Genomic DNA, 19,000 nt, shown 5'->3' with positions numbered 1-19,000 from the left:
TCGAAACAATGATAAGCAAGACTTTTCCGTCTACCTTGTAGGATTCTGCGACAGCTTGGCGTTTGGCGATCCGGGAGCTGGCACGTATGATGCTTCATAAACTTCCGCAGATTAGAAGCCTATGTCCCTGATAGTTCTACTGCTTCTGCCTTTTTTAGGCAGCTGTCTGGCAGCGGTGCTGCCACACAACGCGCGTAATACCGAATCACTTCTGGCGGGCCTGGTTGCCTTGATCGGCACTGTCCAGGTCGCCCTCCTGTACCCGCAAATCGCCCATGGCGGGGTAATCCGCGAAGAATTCTTCTGGCTGCCGAGCCTGGGTCTGAACTTCGTCCTGCGCATGGACGGCTTCGCCTGGCTGTTCTCGATGCTGGTGCTGGGCATCGGCACGCTGGTGTCGCTGTACGCCCGCTACTACATGTCGCCGGATGATCCGGTGCCGCGGTTCTTCGCGTTTTTCCTGGCGTTCATGGGCGCCATGCTCGGGCTGGTGATCTCCGGCAACCTGATCCAGATCGTGTTTTTCTGGGAACTGACCAGCCTTTTCTCGTTCCTGTTGATCGGCTACTGGCACCACCGCGCCGACGCCCGCCGCGGCGCGTACATGGCGCTGATGGTCACCGGCGCGGGTGGCCTGTGCCTGCTGGCGGGGGTCATGCTGCTTGGCCATGTGGTCGGCAGCTATGACCTGGACAAGGTCCTGGCCGCCGGCGACATGATTCGCGCACATGCCCTCTACCCCATCCTGCTACCCCTGATCCTGATCGGCGCACTGAGCAAAAGTGCGCAATTCCCCTTCCACTTCTGGCTGCCCCACGCCATGGCCGCGCCGACACCGGTATCGGCCTATCTGCACTCGGCGACCATGGTCAAGGCCGGGGTGTTCCTGCTGGCCCGGCTGTGGCCGTCGCTGTCCGGCAGCGAAGAATGGTTCTACATCGTCAGCGGCGCCGGCGCCTGCACCCTGTTGCTCGGCGCCTATTGCGCGATGTTCCAGAATGACCTCAAGGGCCTGCTGGCCTACTCGACCATCAGCCACCTGGGCCTGATCACCCTGCTGCTGGGCCTCAACAGCCCGCTGGCCGCCGTGGCCGCGGTGTTCCACATCCTCAACCATGCCACCTTCAAGGCCTCGCTGTTCATGGCCGCCGGGATCATCGACCACGAAAGCGGCACCCGTGATATCCGCAGGCTCAGTGGCCTGTTCAAGCTGATTCCGTTCACCGCGACCCTGGCCATGGTCGCCAGCGCCTCGATGGCCGGGGTACCGCTGCTCAACGGCTTCCTGTCCAAGGAGATGTTCTTCGCCGAGACCGTGTTCATCAACGCCACGGCCTGGATCGAAGCCACCCTGCCGATCGTTGCGACCATCGCCGGGACCTTCAGCGTCGCCTACTCCCTGCGCTTTACCGTGGACGTGTTCTTCGGCCCGACCGCCACCGACCTGCCCCACACGCCCCACGAGCCGCCGCGCTGGATGCGTGCGCCGGTCGAGCTGCTGGTGTTCACCTGCCTGGTGGTGGGGATCTTCCCGGCGCAAGTGGTCGGCCCGTTGCTCGCTGCCGCTGCGCAGCCGGTGGTGGGCGGCACCCTGCCGGAGTACAGCCTGGCGATCTGGCACGGCCTGAACGCGCCGATGATCATGAGCCTGGTCGCCATGTCCGGCGGCATTCTCTTGTACCTGCTGCTGCGCAATCAGCTCAAGCGCGGACGTTTCCGTTACCCACCGCTGATTGGCCGGTTCAACGGCAAGCGCCTGTTCGAACGCCTGCTGGTGATCAAGATGCGCCTGGCCCGGCGTCTGGAGCGGCGGATCAGTACCCGGCGCCTGCAAACCCAATTGTTCCTGATGGTGCTCGCCGCCGTGCTGGCCGGGTTGATTCCGATGCTGCACAGCAGCCTGCACTGGGGCGATCGGCCGAAGATCCCGGGGTCGATCGTGTTCGTCATCCTCTGGTTGCTGGCGATTGCCTGTGCCCTCGGTGCCGCGTACCAGGCCAAGTATCACCGCCTGGCCGCCCTGACCATGGTCAGCGTCTGCGGCCTGATGACCTGCGTGACCTTCGTCTGGTTCTCGGCCCCGGACCTGGCATTGACGCAACTGGTGGTTGAAGTGGTGACCACGGTGCTGATCCTGCTGGGCCTGCGCTGGCTGCCACGGCGGATCGAAGAGGTCTCGCCACTGCCGAGCAGCCTGCGCAAGGCGCGCATCCGCCGTATCCGCGACCTGCTGCTGTCGGCCGTAGTCGGCGGCGGCATGGCGTTGCTGGCCTATGCGATGTTGACCCGGCAGACGCCAAACGACATCTCCTCCTTCTACCTGAGCCGCGCCCTGCCCGAGGGCGGCGGCAGCAACGTGGTCAACGTGATGCTCGTGGACTTCCGCGGCTTCGACACCCTGGGTGAAATCACCGTGCTGGTGGCGGTGGCCCTGACCGTGTTCGCCCTGCTGCGACGTTTCCGCCCGCCGAAAGAAAGCATGCAGCTGCCAGCCCAACAGCGCTTGCTCGCGCCCGACGTGGTCACCGACCTGGTCAACCCGCGCCACGCCAGCGACACCGCGCTCGGTTTCATGATGGTCCCGGCGGTGCTGGTGCGCCTGTTGCTGCCGGTTGCACTGGTGATCTCGTTCTACCTGTTCATGCGCGGCCACAACCAGCCAGGCGGCGGTTTTGTCGCGGGCCTGGTGATGTCCGTGGCGTTCATCCTGCAATACATGGTCGCCGGCACCCAGTGGGTCGAAGCGCAAATGAGCCTGCGACCGCTGCGCTGGATGAGCGTCGGGCTGCTGTTCGCCACCGTCACCGGCCTCGGCGCGATGGTCGTCGGCTATCCGTTCCTGACCACCCACACCTGGCACTTCGAGCTGCCGTTGCTGGGTGACATCCACATCGCCAGCGCCCTGTTCTTCGACGTTGGCGTGTACGCCGTGGTGGTCGGTTCGACGCTGTTGATCCTCACCGCCCTCGCCCACCAATCGGTACGGGGCCACAAGACCGCGGCCCAGCCAAAACCCGCCGTCATGAAGGAGGCTGTCTGATGGAAGAAGTCATCGCCATCGCCATCGGCGTCCTGGCCGCGTCCGGCGTCTGGCTGATCCTGCGTCCACGGACGTTCCAGGTGGTCATGGGCCTGTGCCTGCTGTCGTATGGCGTCAACCTGTTCATCTTCAGCATGGGCAGCCTGTTCATCGGCAAGGAGCCGATCATCAAGGACGGCGTGCCGCAGGACCTGCTGCACTACACCGACCCGCTGCCGCAAGCGCTGGTACTGACCGCGATCGTCATCAGTTTTGCCATGACCGCGCTGTTCCTGGTGGTCTTGCTGGCCTCCCGGGGCCTGACCGGCACCGACCATGTGGATGGCCGGGAGCCTAAGGAATGAATCCGTTGTCGCACCTGATCGTCGCGCCCATCCTCCTGCCGCTGCTGACCGCCGCGATCATGCTGATGCTCGGCGAGAAACACCGCCCGCTCAAGGCGAAAATCAATTTGTTCTCCAGCCTGCTCGGGCTCGGTATTTCCGTCGTGCTGCTGCAATGGACGCAAAGCACCGGCATCGCCGGCTCCATCGGCGTGTACCTGCCCGGCAACTGGCAAGTGCCGTTCGGCCTGGTGCTGGTGGTCGATCGCCTGTCGGCGCTGATGCTGGTGCTGACCGGCATCATCGGCGTCTGCGCCCTGCTGTTCGCCATGGCGCGCTGGGACAGTGCCGGTTCGAGCTTCCATGCGCTGTTCCAGATCCAGTTGATGGGCCTGTACGGCGCCTTCCTCACGGCGGACCTGTTCAACCTGTTCGTGTTTTTCGAAGTGCTGCTGGCCGCGTCCTACGGCCTGATGCTGCATGGCTCGGGGCGGGCGCGGGTATCGTCGGGGTTGCACTACATCTCGATCAACCTGCTGGCCTCGACCCTGTTCCTGATCGGCGCGGCGTTGATCTATGGCGTCACCGGCACCCTGAACATGGCCGACCTGGCGCTGAAGATCCCGCTGGTGCCCGAGGCCGATCGCGGCCTGCTGCACGCGGGCGCGGGCATCCTGGCGGTGGCGTTCCTGGCCAAGGCCGGGATGTGGCCGCTGAATTTCTGGCTGGTGCCGGCGTACTCTTCGGCCAGCGCGCCGGTGGCGGCGATGTTCGCGATCATGACCAAGGTCGGCATCTACACCTTGCTGCGCCTGTGGACCCTGCTGTTTTCCGGCCAGGCCGGCGCCTCGGCCTACTTCGGTGGCGACTGGCTGATCTACGGCGGCATGGCCACCATCGTCTGCGCGGCACTGGCGATCCTCGCGGCGCAACGCCTGGAACGCATGGCCAGCCTGAGCATCCTGGTGTCGGCGGGGATCCTGCTGTCGGCCATCGGCTTCGCCCAGCCCAACCTGATCGGTGCGGCCCTGTTCTATGTGGTCAGCTCGACCCTGGCGCTGAGCGCGCTGTTCCTGCTGGCGGAGTTGATCGAACGTTCGCGCTCGGCCAACGAAATCCCCCTGGAGGATGAAAACGAAATGCTGCCACGGCCGCTGGAGTCGTTGCATCCGGTCAAGGGCATCAACCTCGACGACGACCAGAAAGCCGTGGTCGGCCAGGTGATTCCCTGGACCATGGCGTTTCTCGGCCTGAGCTTCATCGCCTGCGCCCTGTTGATCATCGGCATGCCGCCGCTTTCCGGGTTCATCGGCAAGCTCAGCCTGCTCAGCGCGCTGCTCAACCCGATGGGCCTGGGCAACGGCAGCGACGCGCCGGTCTCGAATGCCGCCTGGGGCTTGCTGGCGTTGCTGATTCTCTCGGGCCTGGCGTCGCTGATCGCCTTTTCCCGTGTGGGCATCCAGCGTTTCTGGACCCCGGCAGAACGCCCCTCGCCTGTACTGCGGCGCCTGGAATGCTTACCGATTTTCGCCCTGCTGGGCCTGAGCATCCTGCTGACCTTCAAGGCAGAACCGCTGTTGCGCTACACACAAGCGGCGGCCAATGCCCTGAACAACCCGCAGCAGTATGTGATGGCCGTGCTCGGCACCCGTGCGGTGCCAAGCCCTGAGGCCAAGGCGGCGTTGCTGGAGGTGCAACCATGAAGCGCCTGTTGCCTGCGCCGTGGCTATCGCTGGCCCTGTGGCTGTTGTGGTTGCTGCTGAACCTGTCGCTGAGCCCCGGCAACTTGCTGCTGGGTGCCCTGCTAGGGTTTTGCGCGCCATTGATGATGCGCAAGCTGCGCCCGCTGCCGATCCGTATCCGCCGGCCCGGGGTGATCCTGCGGCTGTTCCTGCTGGTCGGTCGCGATGTGGTGGTATCCAACCTGGCGGTCGCCGTTGGCGTGCTCACTGCTGGCCGCCGACCACCGCGTTCGGCGTTCATCAAGGTACCGTTGGACCTGCGCGACGCCAACGGCCTGGCCGCGCTGTCGATGATCTGCACGGTGGTGCCCGGCACGGTCTGGTCGGAACTGGCGCTGGACCGCAGCATCCTGCTGCTGCACGTCTTCGACCTGGATGACGAAGCGCTGTTCATCCAGCACTTCAAGGCGACCTACGAGCGCCCCCTGATGGAGATCTTCGAATGAGCAGCTTGCTGTCGAACGCGATCCTGCTGAGCCTGTTCCTGTTTTGCGTGGCAATGATCCTGACCCTGATCCGTCTGTTCAAGGGACCGTCGGCCCAGGACCGGGTCCTGGCCCTGGACTACCTGTACATCGTGGCGATGCTGATGATGCTGACGCTGGGCATTCGTTATGCCAGTGACACTTACTTCGAGGCCGCGTTGCTGATCGCGCTGTTCGGCTTCGTCGGCTCGTTCGCCCTGGCCAAATTCCTCCTGCGTGGCGAGGTGATCGAATGAATGCGCATTTGTCCCTATGGGTCGAAATACCCGTGGCCATCCTGCTGGTGCTCGGCAGCCTGTTTGCCCTGGTGGGCGCCATCGGCCTGGTGCGGATGAAGGATTACTTCCAACGCATGCACCCACCGGCCCTGGCCTCGACCCTGGGCGCCTGGTGTGTGGCCCTGGCCTCGATCATCTTCTTTTCGGCGCTCAAGTCAGGGCCGGTCCTGCATGCCTGGTTGATTCCGATCCTGCTGGCGATCACCGTACCGGTGACCACATTGCTGTTGGCCCGGGCGGCGTTGTTTCGCAAGCGCATGGCTGGGGATGATGTGCCGGCGGAGGTGTCGAGTCGGCGTACGGAAAGTGGGTGACCGCGTGCACCTCCTGTAGGAGCGAGCTTGCTCGCGAAAAACCCGAGAGCACCGCGGGGTGTCAGGCTCCCCGCGTCATCGTTGACCTCCATCGCTCGGTCAACAAACAATAGGTCGTCTGTCAGGACGCTATCGCCGGCAGGCCGGCTCCCACAGTAGATCGGGCATGGCCGCGAGAAATGGGTTTCAGACCCACGCCACCGCCAACAACCCCGCCCCAAGCAAGACACACAACGGCGAGTAGACCCAGGTGTCCAGCCGCGCAAACCGCGAACCCTTGACCTCCTTGAAAAACCCCACCAGCTCCGAATCACCAATGGCCCGGGCGAACAGCAACAGCGCAATGACGCTGATCACCCACTGCAACCCTCGGTGATCAACCTGCGGCAGCCACCAGCCAACCCGCAGGCACACCAACAGGGCAATGATCAGCAACGCCGCCGCCACCAGCATCGTCATCCAGCCACGGGGCTGGAAGGCCGGCTGCAACCGCGTCCCCCCCTCCACCGGCACCTGCGGCACCGCCGCCACGGCGGCCCATTCACCGCCAAACGCCCAATACAGGTGTACCAGAGCGATCACCGCAATTACCGTCGCCAGCCATTGAGCCAACACGAAGGTCATGGTCTGCAATCCTTGAAAGGGATTTGAACAGACTCATCCTAGTCGGCTTTTTTGGCCCTGCACGCACTCACACCCGCGACCCGACCAACGAGGCAGCCAGCGCCTACAGAGCGGCAGAAACCTTGTCCGCCACCTCTTGCGGCAACCACGCCTTCCAGACCTCCGGATGCGCCTTCATGAACGCTTCGGCGGCCTGGCGCGGTGGCGTGTGCTTTTCACTCATCTCGGCCAAAGCCCGGTTCAACGGGTCAATGGGGAAATCGACCTTGGCAAAGAACTCGGCAATTTCCGGGTGCTGCTTCTGGAACGGCGTGGACACGCCGATGGACAGCTTCGAGGGCAGCGAGCGGGTCGGTTGCGGATTCGGGTTGTCGGCGTCGGTCAGGGTTTTCCAGGCCTGCGCATCGAAAGGCGGTTCCTCCAGCTGGATCAACTTGAAGCGACCGAGCAGCGGCGTGGGCGACCAGTAATAGAACAGCACTGGTTTGCCCCGGCGAATCGACGAGCTGATCTCCGCATCGAGCGCCGCCCCCGAGCCGCTGCGGAAGTTCACATAGCTGTCCTCGAGCCCATAGGCCTTGAGCTTCTGCTTGTTGACCACTTCCGAGGTCCAGCCGATGGGGCTGTTGAGGAAGCGGCCCTTGCTCGGTGCTTCAGGGTCCTTGAACACGTCCTTGTACTTGGGCAAGTCCGTGACACTGCGCAAATCCGGCGCCATCGCCTTGATGCCCTTGGCCGGGTCGCCCTTGATCACGTACTCCGGCACCCACCAGCCCTCGGTGGCGCCCTTGACCGTGTCACCCAGGCTCGCGACCTTGCCTTCGGCCTCCGCCTTGACCCAGACCGGGCTGCGTCCGGCCCACTCTTCGCCAATGACCTGGATGTCATTGTTGGCCAGTGCGGTTTCCAGGGTAATGGTGGTGCCCGGCAAGGTGTCGGTCGGCAGCCCATAGCCCTTCTCGACGATGATCCGCAGGATATCGGTGATCAGGCTGCCGCTTTCCCAGTTGAGGTCGGCAAAGTGGATCGGTGCGCTGGCAGCCAGCACCGGAACGGGTGACGCCAACAATCCGAACGTGGCCACGACAGCGGCCAGCAACCGGCGAATGCCTTTCATGCTTGTGCACCTCGTGCTGTTCACAGCAATAGCAGGATGGCCTGGCAGAAGACCGCGAAGCCTCTGAATACTCAGTCAACTGACTGTAGTAGAGGTTCCTGCTTTCGAGGGACGGGGATCAGTTATCGGATATTTCCTGCAGGCGGGCCAGCTCTCTCCTGACCATGCTGGCGTACGCCGCGGGTTGCAACGCGTAGATCTGCGAAGCCACCCAGTTCAGCCAGGCACCTTGCAAGACGGCCTTGTGCTCGAACAGGCGCAGGGCCTCGGCTTGCGCGCTGGCCTGGTGCTGCTGGTGGAAATCGGCGCGGGGCAGGCTCACTACTCACTGGCCTTGAACGTCACCAGCTCACCCTTGCGCCATTTCGCGGCCTTGGCGGTCACGGCCTTGAGGGTCTTGGTCAGGCCTTCCTGCAACTGCTGGTGGGCGGCGAACACCGTCACCACGCTATGGCCTTCCTTGAACAGGATGGCATGGCCATCGGCGGTGGTCACGAAGGCGTAGTCGCCCAGGCCGTAGACCGTCAGCTTGATGTCGCGGAACTTGATTTCCAGCTTGCCGCCTTCGCGGCTGGGCAACACCGACGCGCTGAAATGATCGCCGACCTTGAGCTTGAGCCCCGGTTTATCGTCCACCACCAGCGCGGCTTCGGTATCGATTTCGGCAACATAAATGCCTTCGGCGCTCTGTTCGGTAAGGTAAACGAAACGTGACTGAAACTGTTTAACCAGCTTTGCGCGCAAATCGCCCAGCACGAACAAAGCATGCATATCGAGATTACTTACTGCCAAGGAAACATCCCCACATCTGAAAATGACGCCGCACGCGAAAAAAGCGCGCAGCCAAAAAAGCGGCAATGCCGAGGTGAAGCCAGATAACCCGGGTTGAGATCCTGGGATGAGCAGAGTGCTGATCCCTCTCGAGGCTTGAGCAGATTACTGGATGCCGTTCACATCGTCTCGCCCGGCGTTCGACAAAGGCTGAAGGAAAAAGCCCTCGGAACGGCCAGAAAAATACGGACTATCAACTTTAGGGAAAAAACTCTTATAAAAAAGCACTTTTCTGACATATCGCCAGGCGAAAATTGCTTTAGATAACCCTTGTCCACCCACCAGTAAGGCTGATTCTAGAGCAGCGATGCTCACCGAGACTACCCATAACGACGAACATTACGTCGGCAAACCACGAAAAGGACTTCATATGTGCACACTGACACACTTTGCCCATCCCCAGGCATCTTACTCCAACACCCCATCTTCCCTGCACCCCGCGGTGTTTCTTGCCAGCGAAGCCGATGCTGCGCCGCCACGATTCCAGGTGGTCCTGGCGGGCAACGCTTTCTTCCATATCAAGGAAACTTCCACGGGACACGTAAGAGGTTTCCGCGGCGACCATAACCAGGCCTGCGCCCTCGCCCGCGCACTTGAGTCACGTATGTGACACATTCGTCCCGTTTTCCCTTGAAGCTTTCGTCAGGCCGGCGACTTTACTCAGCCGCCGGCCTGCAACTGCTGCCATACTGCCCGACCAATCAAACGCGCCTGCCGGTGGCGGGCGCGTTAAACAACAATATTTTTCATGGGAAGGCTGCAACGTGACGGAATTTGATATCGGCGAGTTTTTCATCAGGGGCGAAGCCAGGGAAATCGACGGCGAATTCCAGGCCGTGATCGTGATGCGCGCCAAACCGCCGCTGAAAACCGTGACCTATCATCAGGTCGAGAAAGATCGCTGGTTCAAATCCTCCGACATCGCCGCCCTCGCCGCCCAGCAATCGGCCAGGGAACTCAAGGACGCCGTCGATGCGGGCGCCTTGAAAAGCTGACAGGCGAATTTGCGGTCTATGCTCACTGCTGCGTTTGAACATCGTTTTCGAACTTACTGAAGCCCGCCTCCCTCAGATGTAACGCAGGCGCGCTTCATATCTTTCACTCGACACGACCGATGACCGCAAGGAGATCAAGATGGAATCACCGACCCACGACCTGAAAGGCCTGTTCGACCAGCTCGGCCTGGACTCCAGCCAGCGAGCCATTGACGATTTCATTGCCGACCATTCCCCCCTGCCCGACGACAAAAAACTCATCGACGCCGATTTCTGGACCCCGCAACAGGCAGGCTTCCTCAAAGAACAATTGCGTGAAGACGCCGACTGGGCGCGGGTGGTCGACGACCTGAACCTGCGCATGCATCAGGTTCACTAACCTCAGGCACAGTGCCGGCTGCCTGCCGTTTCGGCGCGCAATTGCGCCAACCAGGCAGCCTTGCACTCTTCGGCTTCATAACGACTGGAATAGGCAGTGCCACGGCGTTCGCCATTGAGCAGCACCACCCAGCAGATGCTTTGGCCCAAAGCCCGCAGACTGGCGGGTACTCCGCTGCCGATCATGACCGCGACATCAACTTTATTGTGCATGCTGCGCCTCCAATTCCGTTAGCTACCTAACTAATATCGGTATGGTAACGACTTCACAGGCACGCAAACAATATCGACTTTGTATAGCTTCGTTACCAAAATTGTAACAATAGCCGTCCATCATCGAGGGTTTTCCGGTTTGTAGCCCAAGCGCAAACCACCCCAATGGCGGCCCTTGAGCATGATCGGCACCGACAGGTCGTGCATCAATTCGCCGGTGTCGCGGGTGTAGGTCTGCAACAGCACCGCCTGCTGATGACTGCCACAGCGGATCCCCGTGCGGTCGGCGAATTTGCGTTTGCTGCGGTTCTGCAGGGTATCGCGCTGTACGTCGCCGGTCAGTGGCTGGCTGAACGCCTTGTTATGCGTTGGCACATAGCCCTGCTGGGTGCAGGCGATGGCGAACACCAGGCCTTCGTGGCGTGGCAGCAGTGGCTCCTGGATCCCTGGCAAGACCTGATCGGTGTAGCGATCGAAACGCGTCCGGTATTTGGTCGGGTGGGTATCGGGGATCGCCTGGTAATGGCGGTCGAACAGGTCTTCGAGGCTGATCTGCCCCGCCTCGATGTCGGCCTCGAAACGCGCGGCGATCTGGCTCGCGCCTTCCCGGGCCAGGTCGTAGATCCGCTGGTGGTAGTCATCCAGGCCGACTTCGGCGAGGCGCTCGCTGATGGTCTCGGCCTGGCCTTCCATCTGCACCGCTGCCAGGGCCAGGCGCTGGGTCTGTTGGTCGCTGATGGCCAGGTCGCTGCGCATCTGCTCGATGGCATGAAACAGGCTATCGAGTTGTTCGCGGTTGGTTTCCGCACCGCGGGCGATCTCACCGACCTGGCTTTCGACGCTGGCGGCCAGGCGGGCGATATTTTCCAGGTGCTGGCCAGTCTGTTCGACCTGCTCGACACCGGTGTCGAGGTCGCCCGACAACTGACGGATCTGCTCGACCACTTGCGCGGTGCGTTGCTGGATATCGGCCACCATCTCCCCGACTTCTCCGGTGGCCGTGGCAGTGCGCGCGGCAAGCCCGCGGACCTCATCGGCCACCACCGCAAAGCCTCGCCCGTGTTCTCCAGCCCGCGCCGCTTCAATCGCTGCGTTCAAGGCCAGCAGGTTGGTCTGGCTGGCGATGGACTGGATCACCAGCGTGACCCGCTGGATCTCATCGCTGCGCAGGCTCAGGGCCTCGATCAGTTCACGGCTGTTGCTGGCCCGCTGGCTGAGCTGGTGCATGCGGGCGATGGACTCGATCAATTCGGTGCGCCCTGCCACGCCGCTCTGATGTGCTTCGCTCGCGGCACTGAGCGCCTGGCGACTGAGGGTCGAGGTGGCCTGCTCGGTGGCGATCATGACTTCGGCATTGCCGACGATTTGCGCCGCCGCGCCCAGTTGCGATTGCAACTTGTCCGCCAGCTGCTTGACCGAAAAGGCCACGCCAGCGGCTGACAGGGCGTTATGACTGGTGGTGTAGGAAAGTTCGCGGGTCAGCGCCGAAAGCGCGCTGGAGGTATTGGCAGGTACCGCTTCGGGCGATGCGCGAGTACGCAGGCGCGGCAGCCAGATGATCAGCACCGCCACAGGCAGGCCCAGGTAGAGCGACCAGCCGCCCAGGGTCATGCCACACAGCAACAGCACCAGGGCGATGCTTTGCAGAGTCGGCGTCAGCCAGCGGTTTTTCGGCAAAAGCACCGGTGCAGGCACTGCCGCATCCCGAGATCCGTCACTCGTCATATTTATCACCCCGCAAAATATTCTAGTTGTTGTCTTCGCATTAAACGCCGGCACAAGGCCATTATCCATGAGCCTTTAGTCGGGGACGTTGCAGCAGATCAATAGAAGTCAGCGGGGATTTGTGTAGACGTCAAAAAGCAAAGATCGCAGCCTGCGGCAGCTCCTACAGGGGTTCGCTTAAACCTGTAGGAGTTACCGAAGGCTGCGATCTTTTCAAGCAGCCCACCTTCAATGGGCTACTTCACGGGAATCAGGCCTGACGCTGGTGCTTGTCGATCTGCTCGTGACGTTCTTGAGCTTCGATGCAGTACTTGGTGGTCGGGCTGATGAGCAGGCGCTTGAGGCCGATCGGCTCGCCGCTGTCATCGCACCAGCCGAAGCTGTCTTCCTTGATACGTTCCAGGGCTTGTTCCAACTGGGGCAGCATGCGCTGATCGCGATCGATCGCGTTCACGAGCCAGGTGCGCTCTTCTTCGACGGAAGCGGCGTCAGCCGGGTCGGCCGGGGTGTCCAGGCTTTCGATGGCGATGCGGTTCTGCTCGATGCGCTCGTGGGTTTCGACTTTCATGTTCTGCAACAGCTCGGAGAAAAAAGCATGTTGCTCGGCATTCATGTAGTCATCCGCCGGCATGGCCAGCAACTTGTCCTTTGTCATTGATATCTCTATAAAAAAACGTGCATTAAGGCGAATTAGGGAGCGTTGCGGCGGACCATCGAAGGTCATCGCAAAGGCGCCGTTTATACCAAGCGCCACCCGGCACTCAATTTACGAGGGGCGGCAGTCTAAGGCCGACTTGAGGCCTCAGCAACTGAAAAGACAGCGAATTTGTCCGACAAAGCCTCGAAAATGCTCTATGACAGGCATCCAGGCGGATATCGGAGTGCGTTTATAGCAAGAAATTCAATCCTGCACAGGGATATGCAAGACAAACCGCTGAGCTGCATCCCCCCTCTGGTGCGGGTCGATCGGGCTCAGCTAAGGTTGTCGCTCGGCAAATGGTTATCTCAAGGAGCGGTTATATGAAGCTGATCGGCATGCTGGACTCACCTTACGTGCGACGCGTCGCCATTTCGGCCAAGCGCCTGGGCATCGACCTGGAGCAGCAATCGGTGTCGGTGTTCAGGACCTTCGAGCAGTTCAAGCAGATCAACCCGGTGGTCAAGGCGCCTACCTTGGTGCTCGACGATGGCGAGGTGTTGATGGATTCGACGCTGATCATCGATTACCTGGAAGCCCTGGCCGGGCCTGGCCGCAGCCTGATGCCCCAGGGTATCGAGCAACGCCTGCGTGCATTGCGCCTGATTGGCCTGGCACTCGCAGCCAGCGAAAAGTCGGTGCAGCTTTATTATGAGCGCAACCTGCGCCCGGCAGAGATCCAGTTCCAACCTTGGGTCGAACGCGTCGAGGGGCAACTCGCGGCGGCTTATTCGGCGCTGGAACGGGAGTTGGAAAAGCAGGCGCTGCCCAGTGACGGCTCGATTGGTCAGGATGGCATTACCCTCGCGGTGGCGTGGAGTTTTACCAATCTGGTGGTGCCGGATCAGGTTGATGCCGCGCAGTTTCCGCTGATTGCTGCGTTTACCGCTTATGCCGAGGGGCTTGAGGCGTTTGTTGCTACGCCGATTGATGGATGAATTTATAGCGCCTGATAAGGCCTCTTCGCGAGCAAGCCCGCTCCCACAGGGGAATGCGGTCCACTGTGGGAGCGGGCTTGCTCCCGAAGAGGCAGTTACAGCCAACATCAATGTAACTGTCGAAAATAAAAACGCCGCTCCTGCGCAAGGCAGGAGCGGCAGAGGCACAAGCCTCAAGAGATCAGTGCATGAACAGAGCGATCAGGATGATGATCGGGATTGGTACGCCGAGAAAGAACAACAATAATGAACGCATGATGATTCTCCAGGGTTAACGAATCGGTGCGGGGCTGACGTAGGTGTCGGTTTCCACATACACCACGGCATCCCGACGACGGCCACCAAAGGTCGCGGCAAGGCTGGCGAAGAACGCCCCGGCCAACAGCGCGACGAACATCCACAAGGTGGTCCAGGCAGCGACTTTGGCGGCAGTGTCAGCAGCCTGCTGCGCAGCCAGCTTGGCGTCGGCCACGGCTTTTTGCGTACGGGCATAGACTTCGTCCACACGACGCTCCGCGTCCGCTTGCGTCAGGTTGGTCCGCTGCGCCACCAGTTGAGCCAGGTAAGTGCGGTCTTCAGGGGACAACTGGCCGTCGCTCAGGGAGCGCACGAAAATGCGCGTCACAGTGCCGCGGGCGGCATCATCGCTGACGGCAGCCGGACGGTCATCGCGAAACAGGCTGTCGATGTAGTAGCCGTACTGATCGCTGTCGGTATTGGCTGCCGCGGTGCCTGCCGCCTGGGTCACGGCGTTGGCGGCGCCACCGGCGACCTGCGCCCCGGCTTGCACCCCGCCACTGACGATGCTGCTGACCGAGCCGGCCACCAGCGTCGCCGCCACCAGCGTCGCCACGCACCAGGCGAGAAAGCCGTGGGCGGTGTCGCGAAAGTAGACTTCATCGCCATGCATGTAAGCCCACTTCACCCGCAGCCGACCGGCGATGTAGCCACCGGCCCCCGACGCAATGATTTGCGTGACGGCCAGCCAGACAATCGTCGAAATGCCCAGCCCCTTGGCGCTCATGCCTTCATTGGCCCACGGCGAAACCGCCGAGAACCCCAGGCCGAAACCGAGCAGTACCAGGATCAGCGACAACGCCGCGGCAGCCGCGGCCCCGGCGAATATCGCACCCCAGGACACGCCGGACACTGTGCTCGACTCATCCGTGGCGGGATAGAAACCCTCAGAGGATCTATTCATTGTTGTATCGCTCCAGGCAGAAAGATGGTGTTACAAGTCTCGAAAGAGCAATTGCAGTCACCGTGCCAGTCGCGTTTTTTTAATAAATCGTTGTCCGTCATATAGTTACAAAGTTTGAACTTCCACGGGCCATGCAATATGCAACGTACGGGTCTGTTCAGCGGGTTTTATGCATTGAATTGACAGGCCAAAAGATCGCAGCCTTCGGCAGCTCCTTCAGGGGGATAGTGCTTCAAATGAACTTTTATTTAGTAAGCCTGCGATCATTTCTTGGCAAAATGGCGCACAAACGTTGTGAACACCTAATCAGGCCAGCCCTATGACCCGCATCTTGACCATCGAAGACGACGCCGTGACCGCCCGGGAAATTGTCGCCGAACTGAGCAGCCACGGCCTCGACGTCGATTGGGTCGACAACGGTCGAGAGGGCCTGGAGCGTGCGGTCAGCGGCAATTACGACCTGATCACCCTCGACCGCATGCTGCCCGAGCTCGACGGGCTGGCGATCGTCACCACGTTGCGCACCATGGGCGTGGCCACGCCGATCCTGATGATCAGCGCCCTCTCCGACGTCGACGAGCGCGTGCGTGGCTTGCGTGCCGGGGGCGACGATTACCTGACCAAGCCCTTCGCCACCGATGAAATGGCCGCCCGGGTCGAAGTCCTCCTGCGCCGCCAGAACACCGTGACCGCGCAAGCCACCACGTTGCGGGTGGCGGACCTGGAACTGAACCTGATCAGCCATGAAGCCAGCCGCGACGGTCAGTTGCTGACACTGTTGCCCACCGAGTACAAGCTGCTGGAATTCCTCATGCGCAACACCGGGCAGATCCTTTCGCGGATGATGATCTTCGAAGAGGTCTGGGGTTATCACTTCGACCCCGGCACCAACCTGATCGACGTGCACATCGGCCGCCTGCGCAAAAAGATCGACCCACCTGGCAATGTCCCACTGATTCGAACCGTGCGAGGCTCGGGTTATGTCATTGCCGAACCCGTCTAAAGGCTGGCGCTCCTCCAGCAGTCGCTTGCTGGCGCTGTACAGTGCGCTGTTCGTGGTGTGGAGCGGGATCCTCATGGGGGTCATGTACTACGAGGTGTCCGCTTACCTGGACAACCTGGCCAAGCATTCGCTGATGCAACGCCAGCACCTGTTCTCGCGTTTCCAGGGCGAACAACTGGTGGACGCCCTCGCCGTCAGCATGACCTTCGACATCCGCGGCATCGACGCCTATGGCCTGTTCGACCGCCAGCATCGCTACCTCAGCGGTGCGCTGACCCATATCCCGCGCGGCTTGCCCCTCGATGGCAAGATCCACATGCTCAGCGACTGCGCCGACTCCGACGACCCGACGCTGCCCAACGACAGCTGCGACGCCGTGGCGACCCAGACCCGCGATGGTCTCTGGCTGGTGCTGGTGCGTGACAACGGCTCGCTGTTCGCCGTGACGCGGATCATTTTGCACGCGCTGTTCTGGGGGGTGACCCTGACCATCCTGCCGGGCATCGTCGGCTGGCACTTGTTGCGCCGCCGCCCGCTACGGCGGATTCGCGCGATCCAGGGCAGCGCCGAGGCGATAGTCAACGGTGACCTGACCCGACGCTTGCCGCTGTCCAATCGCCGCGACGAACTGGACATGCTCGCCGCCATCGTCAACGCCATGCTCGAACGCATCGAGCGCCTGATGCACGAGGTCAAGGGCGTGTGCGACAACATTGCCCACGACCTGCGTACTCCCCTGACCCGCCTGCGCGCGCAGCTCTATCGCATGCAACAACAGGCCGGCGAAGGCTCGGCGCAAGCGGCGCAACTGGACCTGGTGCTGGGCGAAGCGGATACGCTGATGGCGCGCTTTCGCGGCTTGCTGCGAATCTCCGAACTGGAGGATCGCCAGCGCCGTTCCGGCTTCGTGCAGCTCGACCCGGTGCCGTTGCTACAGGAACTGCATGACTTCTACCTGCCCCTGGCGGAAGACGACGGCCTGAAATTTGAACTGCAGTTGCCGCAGTGGTTGCCACCGCTCAATGGCGACCGCGCCTTGTTGTTCGAGGCGGTGGCCAATCTGTTGAGCAACTCGATCAAGTTCACCCCGCCCGGTGGCCAGGTGATTTTGCGTGGGCTCAATGAAAACGGGCATACCCGCATCGAAGTGCTCGACTCCGGCCCGGGTATTGCGGAGGAAGAACGGGTGGCGGTGTTCCAGCGTTTCTATCGCGCCGAGGCGGGCAACCAGAAAAGCGGTTTTGGCCTGGGATTGTCGATCGTTGCGGCGATTGTCAGTTTGCACGGGTTCATGCTGGAGGTGGGCACCAGCGAACTGGGTGGGGCGCGATTGGTGCTTGATTGTCGGCAGAGTTTGATTCCACCGGCCTGACCCAAATCTCCCTGACAACCACGATCAAATGTGGGAGCGGGCTTGCTCGCGAAGAGGGAGTGTCAGACACCATTGATGTTGTTTGACACACCGCCTTCGCGAGCAAGCCCGCTTGTATGTTTAGACTTGTAGGGGTGGTGGGACTAAAAGCCAGCATCTGACTCTAGCCAGTACAGACCGTGGGAGACTTCGCCCCACCCCTTCACCAAAGCGCCGATAAGGAATGCATCGGCCATGACCGACGATAGAAGCAAGCCAGCGCAATGGTGAAGCCCCGACAAGCCTTTAAACCCTAACCCGGAGCTTTCTTTGTGGCAATGAGTGTCTCGCGTTCTGTAGTCGGAGTGGATGTCGCCAAGGCCGAAGTGGTGGTCTATCAGGCCGACACGGATCTGCTGTTGCCCGTGTCAAACGATAAACCGTCTCTTACAAAGTGGCTGAAAACGTTACCTGCAAACAGCGCCATCGCGATTGAAGCCACCAATATCTATCACCTGGATACGGTTGAGCTGGCTCATGCAATGGGACATGTCGTCTATGTCATCGACGGTTTCCGTTTGAGTAACTACCGCAAAGGAGTGGGTGGCCGCGCCAAAACAGATGCCAGCGACGCGCGTTTACTGGCGCGTTACTTGAAGAACGAAGAGGAAGAGCTACGTCCTTGGAGCCCGCCGCCGAAGGTCTATACCAAGCTTCAAAGCCTGCTTCGAAGACGAGCGACATTGGTCCAGGCGCGTGTCAGCCTGACTCAAAGCTGGAACGACGAGCCGCTGCTGAAAGCGGCATTCAAACAACAGATAGCTGCCATGGGTCGATTGGATTTACTCATCCAGAAGAAGCTGTTGGAAGTCGTCAAAGAGGCGGGTCTGTTGGATCAAGTCAAACGCTGCCAGGCCGTAGAGGGGGTCGGTTTTCTTACCGCCACCGCACTGACGATGGCATTTCAACGTGGCGACTTCGCCAGTGGTGACGCCTATATCGCGTTTCTTGGAATGGATTTGAGAGTCTCTGATTCGGGGCAGATGAACGGACGTCGAAAGCTGACCAAGAAAGGTGACTCAGAAATACGGCGTCTGCTGCATAACGCCGCGATGGCTGCCAGTCGCTCGAAGACCTGGAAGCCATTTTACGAACGCTATCTGGAGCGAGGATTAAAGACGACTCAAGTGCTGGTCATCCTGGCTCGAAAGCTGGCACGAGTGGCGTTCGCCCTGATGAAGAACCAGAGCGAGTATCAGCCAAATCCAGTCTTGGGGGCTTCCCCCCAAACATAGAATCTCCCACAAGGGGATATGTGGTGTTGTCAGGTTGGGTAGTTGGCCCGCAGGGCCTCGAGGCCGCCCTGATAGATCCCGGCAAACAACGCCACCACTTCCTCATTGCTCACACCCACCGGCTCAAACCGGCCGGACCAGGTCACCCGGGCTCCGTCGCCCTGAGCTTCGACCTTGATCGTCGCCAGGTACTCCGTCGCCGGAAACGGCGCCTGCTCGATCGAGTAACTGTAGGTTTTGCCTTCGTTGTCGAACGCTTGCAGACGCTCGATCACCACCGCCCCATCCGCCGTCTGCAGGCTGCGCACCCGCCCGCCTTCGCTGAGCTCACTCTTGGGAATGAACGGCAGCCAGTCCGGCAGCGAGTTGAAGCCGCCGATCAATTGCCAGACCTGATCGGCCGAGGCCGGGATGTCGATGGTTGCTGATGCAGTTGCCATGTAAAGCTCT

At 61.2% G+C, this 19,000-nt stretch carries 23 protein-coding genes; 13 read left to right on the top strand and 10 right to left on the bottom strand.

The features are described 5' to 3' along the window. The first annotated feature begins 121 nt into the window (after positions 1-121). From DKB71_RS12530 to DKB71_RS12505, 6 genes are read left to right on the top strand one after another with little or no spacing between them, the layout of a single operon-like run. On the top strand, positions 122-3,040 hold the full coding sequence (locus DKB71_RS12530; RefSeq protein WP_323608039.1) for a monovalent cation/H+ antiporter subunit A: 2,919 nt from the start codon (positions 122-124) through the stop codon (positions 3,038-3,040). Further along, entirely contained in the window at positions 3,040-3,384 is a 345-nt protein-coding gene (locus tag DKB71_RS12525) for a Na+/H+ antiporter subunit C (protein ID WP_007986256.1), read from the top strand. Before DKB71_RS12530 ends, DKB71_RS12525 begins: the two co-directional genes overlap by 1 nt. Further along, positions 3,381-5,066 (top strand): monovalent cation/H+ antiporter subunit D, encoded by a 1,686-nt coding sequence (locus DKB71_RS12520; protein ID WP_323628277.1) that lies wholly within the window; start codon positions 3,381-3,383, stop codon positions 5,064-5,066. Before DKB71_RS12525 ends, DKB71_RS12520 begins: the two co-directional genes overlap by 4 nt. Further along, positions 5,063-5,551, top strand: coding sequence for a Na+/H+ antiporter subunit E (locus DKB71_RS12515; RefSeq protein ID WP_323608033.1), 489 nt, complete (start codon positions 5,063-5,065; stop codon positions 5,549-5,551). Before DKB71_RS12520 ends, DKB71_RS12515 begins: the two co-directional genes overlap by 4 nt. Next, positions 5,548-5,826 (top strand): K+/H+ antiporter subunit F, encoded by a 279-nt coding sequence (locus tag DKB71_RS12510; protein ID WP_008063386.1) that lies wholly within the window; start codon positions 5,548-5,550, stop codon positions 5,824-5,826. The genes DKB71_RS12515 and DKB71_RS12510 overlap by 4 nt, the downstream gene beginning before the upstream one ends. Beyond that, positions 5,823-6,182: a Na+/H+ antiporter subunit G gene (locus DKB71_RS12505; RefSeq protein ID WP_274077443.1), complete on the top strand. Its 360-nt coding sequence runs from the start codon at positions 5,823-5,825 to the stop codon at positions 6,180-6,182. Before DKB71_RS12510 ends, DKB71_RS12505 begins: the two co-directional genes overlap by 4 nt. Before the next feature lie 186 nt (positions 6,183-6,368). Here DKB71_RS12505 and DKB71_RS12500 read toward each other — a convergent pair whose 3' ends face one another. The 5 genes from DKB71_RS12500 to DKB71_RS12480 form a co-directional block, all read right to left on the bottom strand. Further along, positions 6,369-6,806 (bottom strand): DUF3995 domain-containing protein, encoded by a 438-nt coding sequence (locus tag DKB71_RS12500; protein ID WP_323608032.1) that lies wholly within the window; start codon positions 6,804-6,806, stop codon positions 6,369-6,371. Between the two features lie 103 nt (positions 6,807-6,909). After that, on the bottom strand, positions 6,910-7,923 hold the full coding sequence (locus DKB71_RS12495) for an ABC transporter substrate-binding protein (protein ID WP_323628275.1): 1,014 nt from the start codon (positions 7,921-7,923) through the stop codon (positions 6,910-6,912). 118 nt (positions 7,924-8,041) lie between these two features. Beyond that, on the bottom strand, positions 8,042-8,245 hold the full coding sequence (locus DKB71_RS12490; RefSeq protein ID WP_274077446.1) for a hypothetical protein: 204 nt from the start codon (positions 8,243-8,245) through the stop codon (positions 8,042-8,044). Further along, on the bottom strand, positions 8,245-8,694 hold the full coding sequence (locus tag DKB71_RS12485) for a hypothetical protein (RefSeq protein WP_274077465.1): 450 nt from the start codon (positions 8,692-8,694) through the stop codon (positions 8,245-8,247). Before DKB71_RS12485 ends, DKB71_RS12490 begins: the two co-directional genes overlap by 1 nt. Positions 8,695-8,859: 165 nt before the next feature. Beyond that, positions 8,860-9,069 carry a hypothetical protein gene (locus DKB71_RS12480; RefSeq protein ID WP_408600583.1) on the bottom strand — a complete coding sequence of 70 codons (210 nt, stop codon included), beginning with the start codon at positions 9,067-9,069 and terminating at the stop codon, positions 8,860-8,862. Positions 9,070-9,124: 55 nt separating this feature from the next. Here DKB71_RS12480 and DKB71_RS12475 point away from each other — a divergent pair, with 55 nt between their 5' ends. From DKB71_RS12475 to DKB71_RS12465, 3 genes are all read left to right on the top strand, one after another. Then, positions 9,125-9,364 carry a hypothetical protein gene (locus DKB71_RS12475; RefSeq protein ID WP_274077466.1) on the top strand — a complete coding sequence of 80 codons (240 nt, stop codon included), beginning with the start codon at positions 9,125-9,127 and terminating at the stop codon, positions 9,362-9,364. Between the two features lie 154 nt (positions 9,365-9,518). Then, the gene (locus DKB71_RS12470; RefSeq protein ID WP_274077447.1) at positions 9,519-9,749 is read left to right on the top strand and encodes a hypothetical protein; all 231 of its coding nucleotides are present in this window, start codon (positions 9,519-9,521) and stop codon (positions 9,747-9,749) included. 139 nt (positions 9,750-9,888) lie between these two features. Next, positions 9,889-10,128 (top strand): DUF2789 domain-containing protein, encoded by a 240-nt coding sequence (locus DKB71_RS12465; RefSeq protein WP_274077448.1) that lies wholly within the window; start codon positions 9,889-9,891, stop codon positions 10,126-10,128. 2 nt (positions 10,129-10,130) lie between these two features. Here the strand turns inward: DKB71_RS12465 and DKB71_RS12460 are convergent, their stop codons facing one another. From DKB71_RS12460 to DKB71_RS12450, 3 genes are all read right to left on the bottom strand, one after another. Then, positions 10,131-10,340, bottom strand: coding sequence for a hypothetical protein (locus tag DKB71_RS12460; protein ID WP_274077449.1), 210 nt, complete (start codon positions 10,338-10,340; stop codon positions 10,131-10,133). Between the two features lie 120 nt (positions 10,341-10,460). Continuing rightward, complete coding sequence (locus tag DKB71_RS12455) at positions 10,461-11,684, bottom strand: methyl-accepting chemotaxis protein (protein ID WP_408601093.1); 1,224 nt, start codon at positions 11,682-11,684, stop codon at positions 10,461-10,463. Positions 11,685-12,315: 631 nt separating this feature from the next. After that, complete coding sequence (locus DKB71_RS12450) at positions 12,316-12,720, bottom strand: TraR/DksA C4-type zinc finger protein (protein WP_007935965.1); 405 nt, start codon at positions 12,718-12,720, stop codon at positions 12,316-12,318. 365 nt (positions 12,721-13,085) lie between these two features. On the opposite strand from DKB71_RS12450, the gene DKB71_RS12445 reads away from it, so the two are divergent. Next, on the top strand, positions 13,086-13,700 hold the full coding sequence (locus tag DKB71_RS12445; protein ID WP_408600582.1) for a glutathione S-transferase: 615 nt from the start codon (positions 13,086-13,088) through the stop codon (positions 13,698-13,700). A gap of 271 nt (positions 13,701-13,971) precedes the next feature. Here DKB71_RS12445 and DKB71_RS12440 read toward each other — a convergent pair whose 3' ends face one another. Next, positions 13,972-14,901: a hypothetical protein gene (locus DKB71_RS12440; protein ID WP_408600581.1), complete on the bottom strand. Its 930-nt coding sequence runs from the start codon at positions 14,899-14,901 to the stop codon at positions 13,972-13,974. Positions 14,902-15,220: 319 nt separating this feature from the next. Here DKB71_RS12440 and DKB71_RS12435 point away from each other — a divergent pair, with 319 nt between their 5' ends. The 3 genes from DKB71_RS12435 (at position 15,221) to DKB71_RS12425 (ending at position 18,550) form a co-directional block, all read left to right on the top strand. Next, positions 15,221-15,904, top strand: a complete 684-nt coding sequence (locus tag DKB71_RS12435) for a response regulator transcription factor (RefSeq protein ID WP_020796732.1) — start codon at positions 15,221-15,223, stop codon at positions 15,902-15,904. Further along, entirely contained in the window at positions 15,882-17,276 is a 1,395-nt protein-coding gene (locus DKB71_RS12430; protein WP_408600580.1) for a sensor histidine kinase, read from the top strand. The genes DKB71_RS12435 and DKB71_RS12430 overlap by 23 nt, the downstream gene beginning before the upstream one ends. Positions 17,277-17,587: 311 nt before the next feature. Then, positions 17,588-18,550, top strand: coding sequence for an IS110 family transposase (locus DKB71_RS12425; protein ID WP_408597243.1), 963 nt, complete (start codon positions 17,588-17,590; stop codon positions 18,548-18,550). 29 nt (positions 18,551-18,579) lie between these two features. Here DKB71_RS12425 and DKB71_RS12420 read toward each other — a convergent pair whose 3' ends face one another. Then, positions 18,580-18,990, bottom strand: coding sequence for an SRPBCC family protein (locus DKB71_RS12420; protein WP_406592484.1), 411 nt, complete (start codon positions 18,988-18,990; stop codon positions 18,580-18,582). Between the last annotated feature and the right edge of the window lie 10 nt (positions 18,991-19,000).

Origin of the sequence: Pseudomonas sp. PLMAX, from assembly GCF_046042685.1 — a bacterium.
In the GTDB taxonomy this organism is placed as follows: Bacteria; Pseudomonadota; Gammaproteobacteria; order Pseudomonadales; family Pseudomonadaceae; genus Aquipseudomonas; species Aquipseudomonas putida_AE.
Note: the sequence above shows the minus strand (reverse complement) of the source record. Positions and strands in the feature narration are given on the sequence as shown.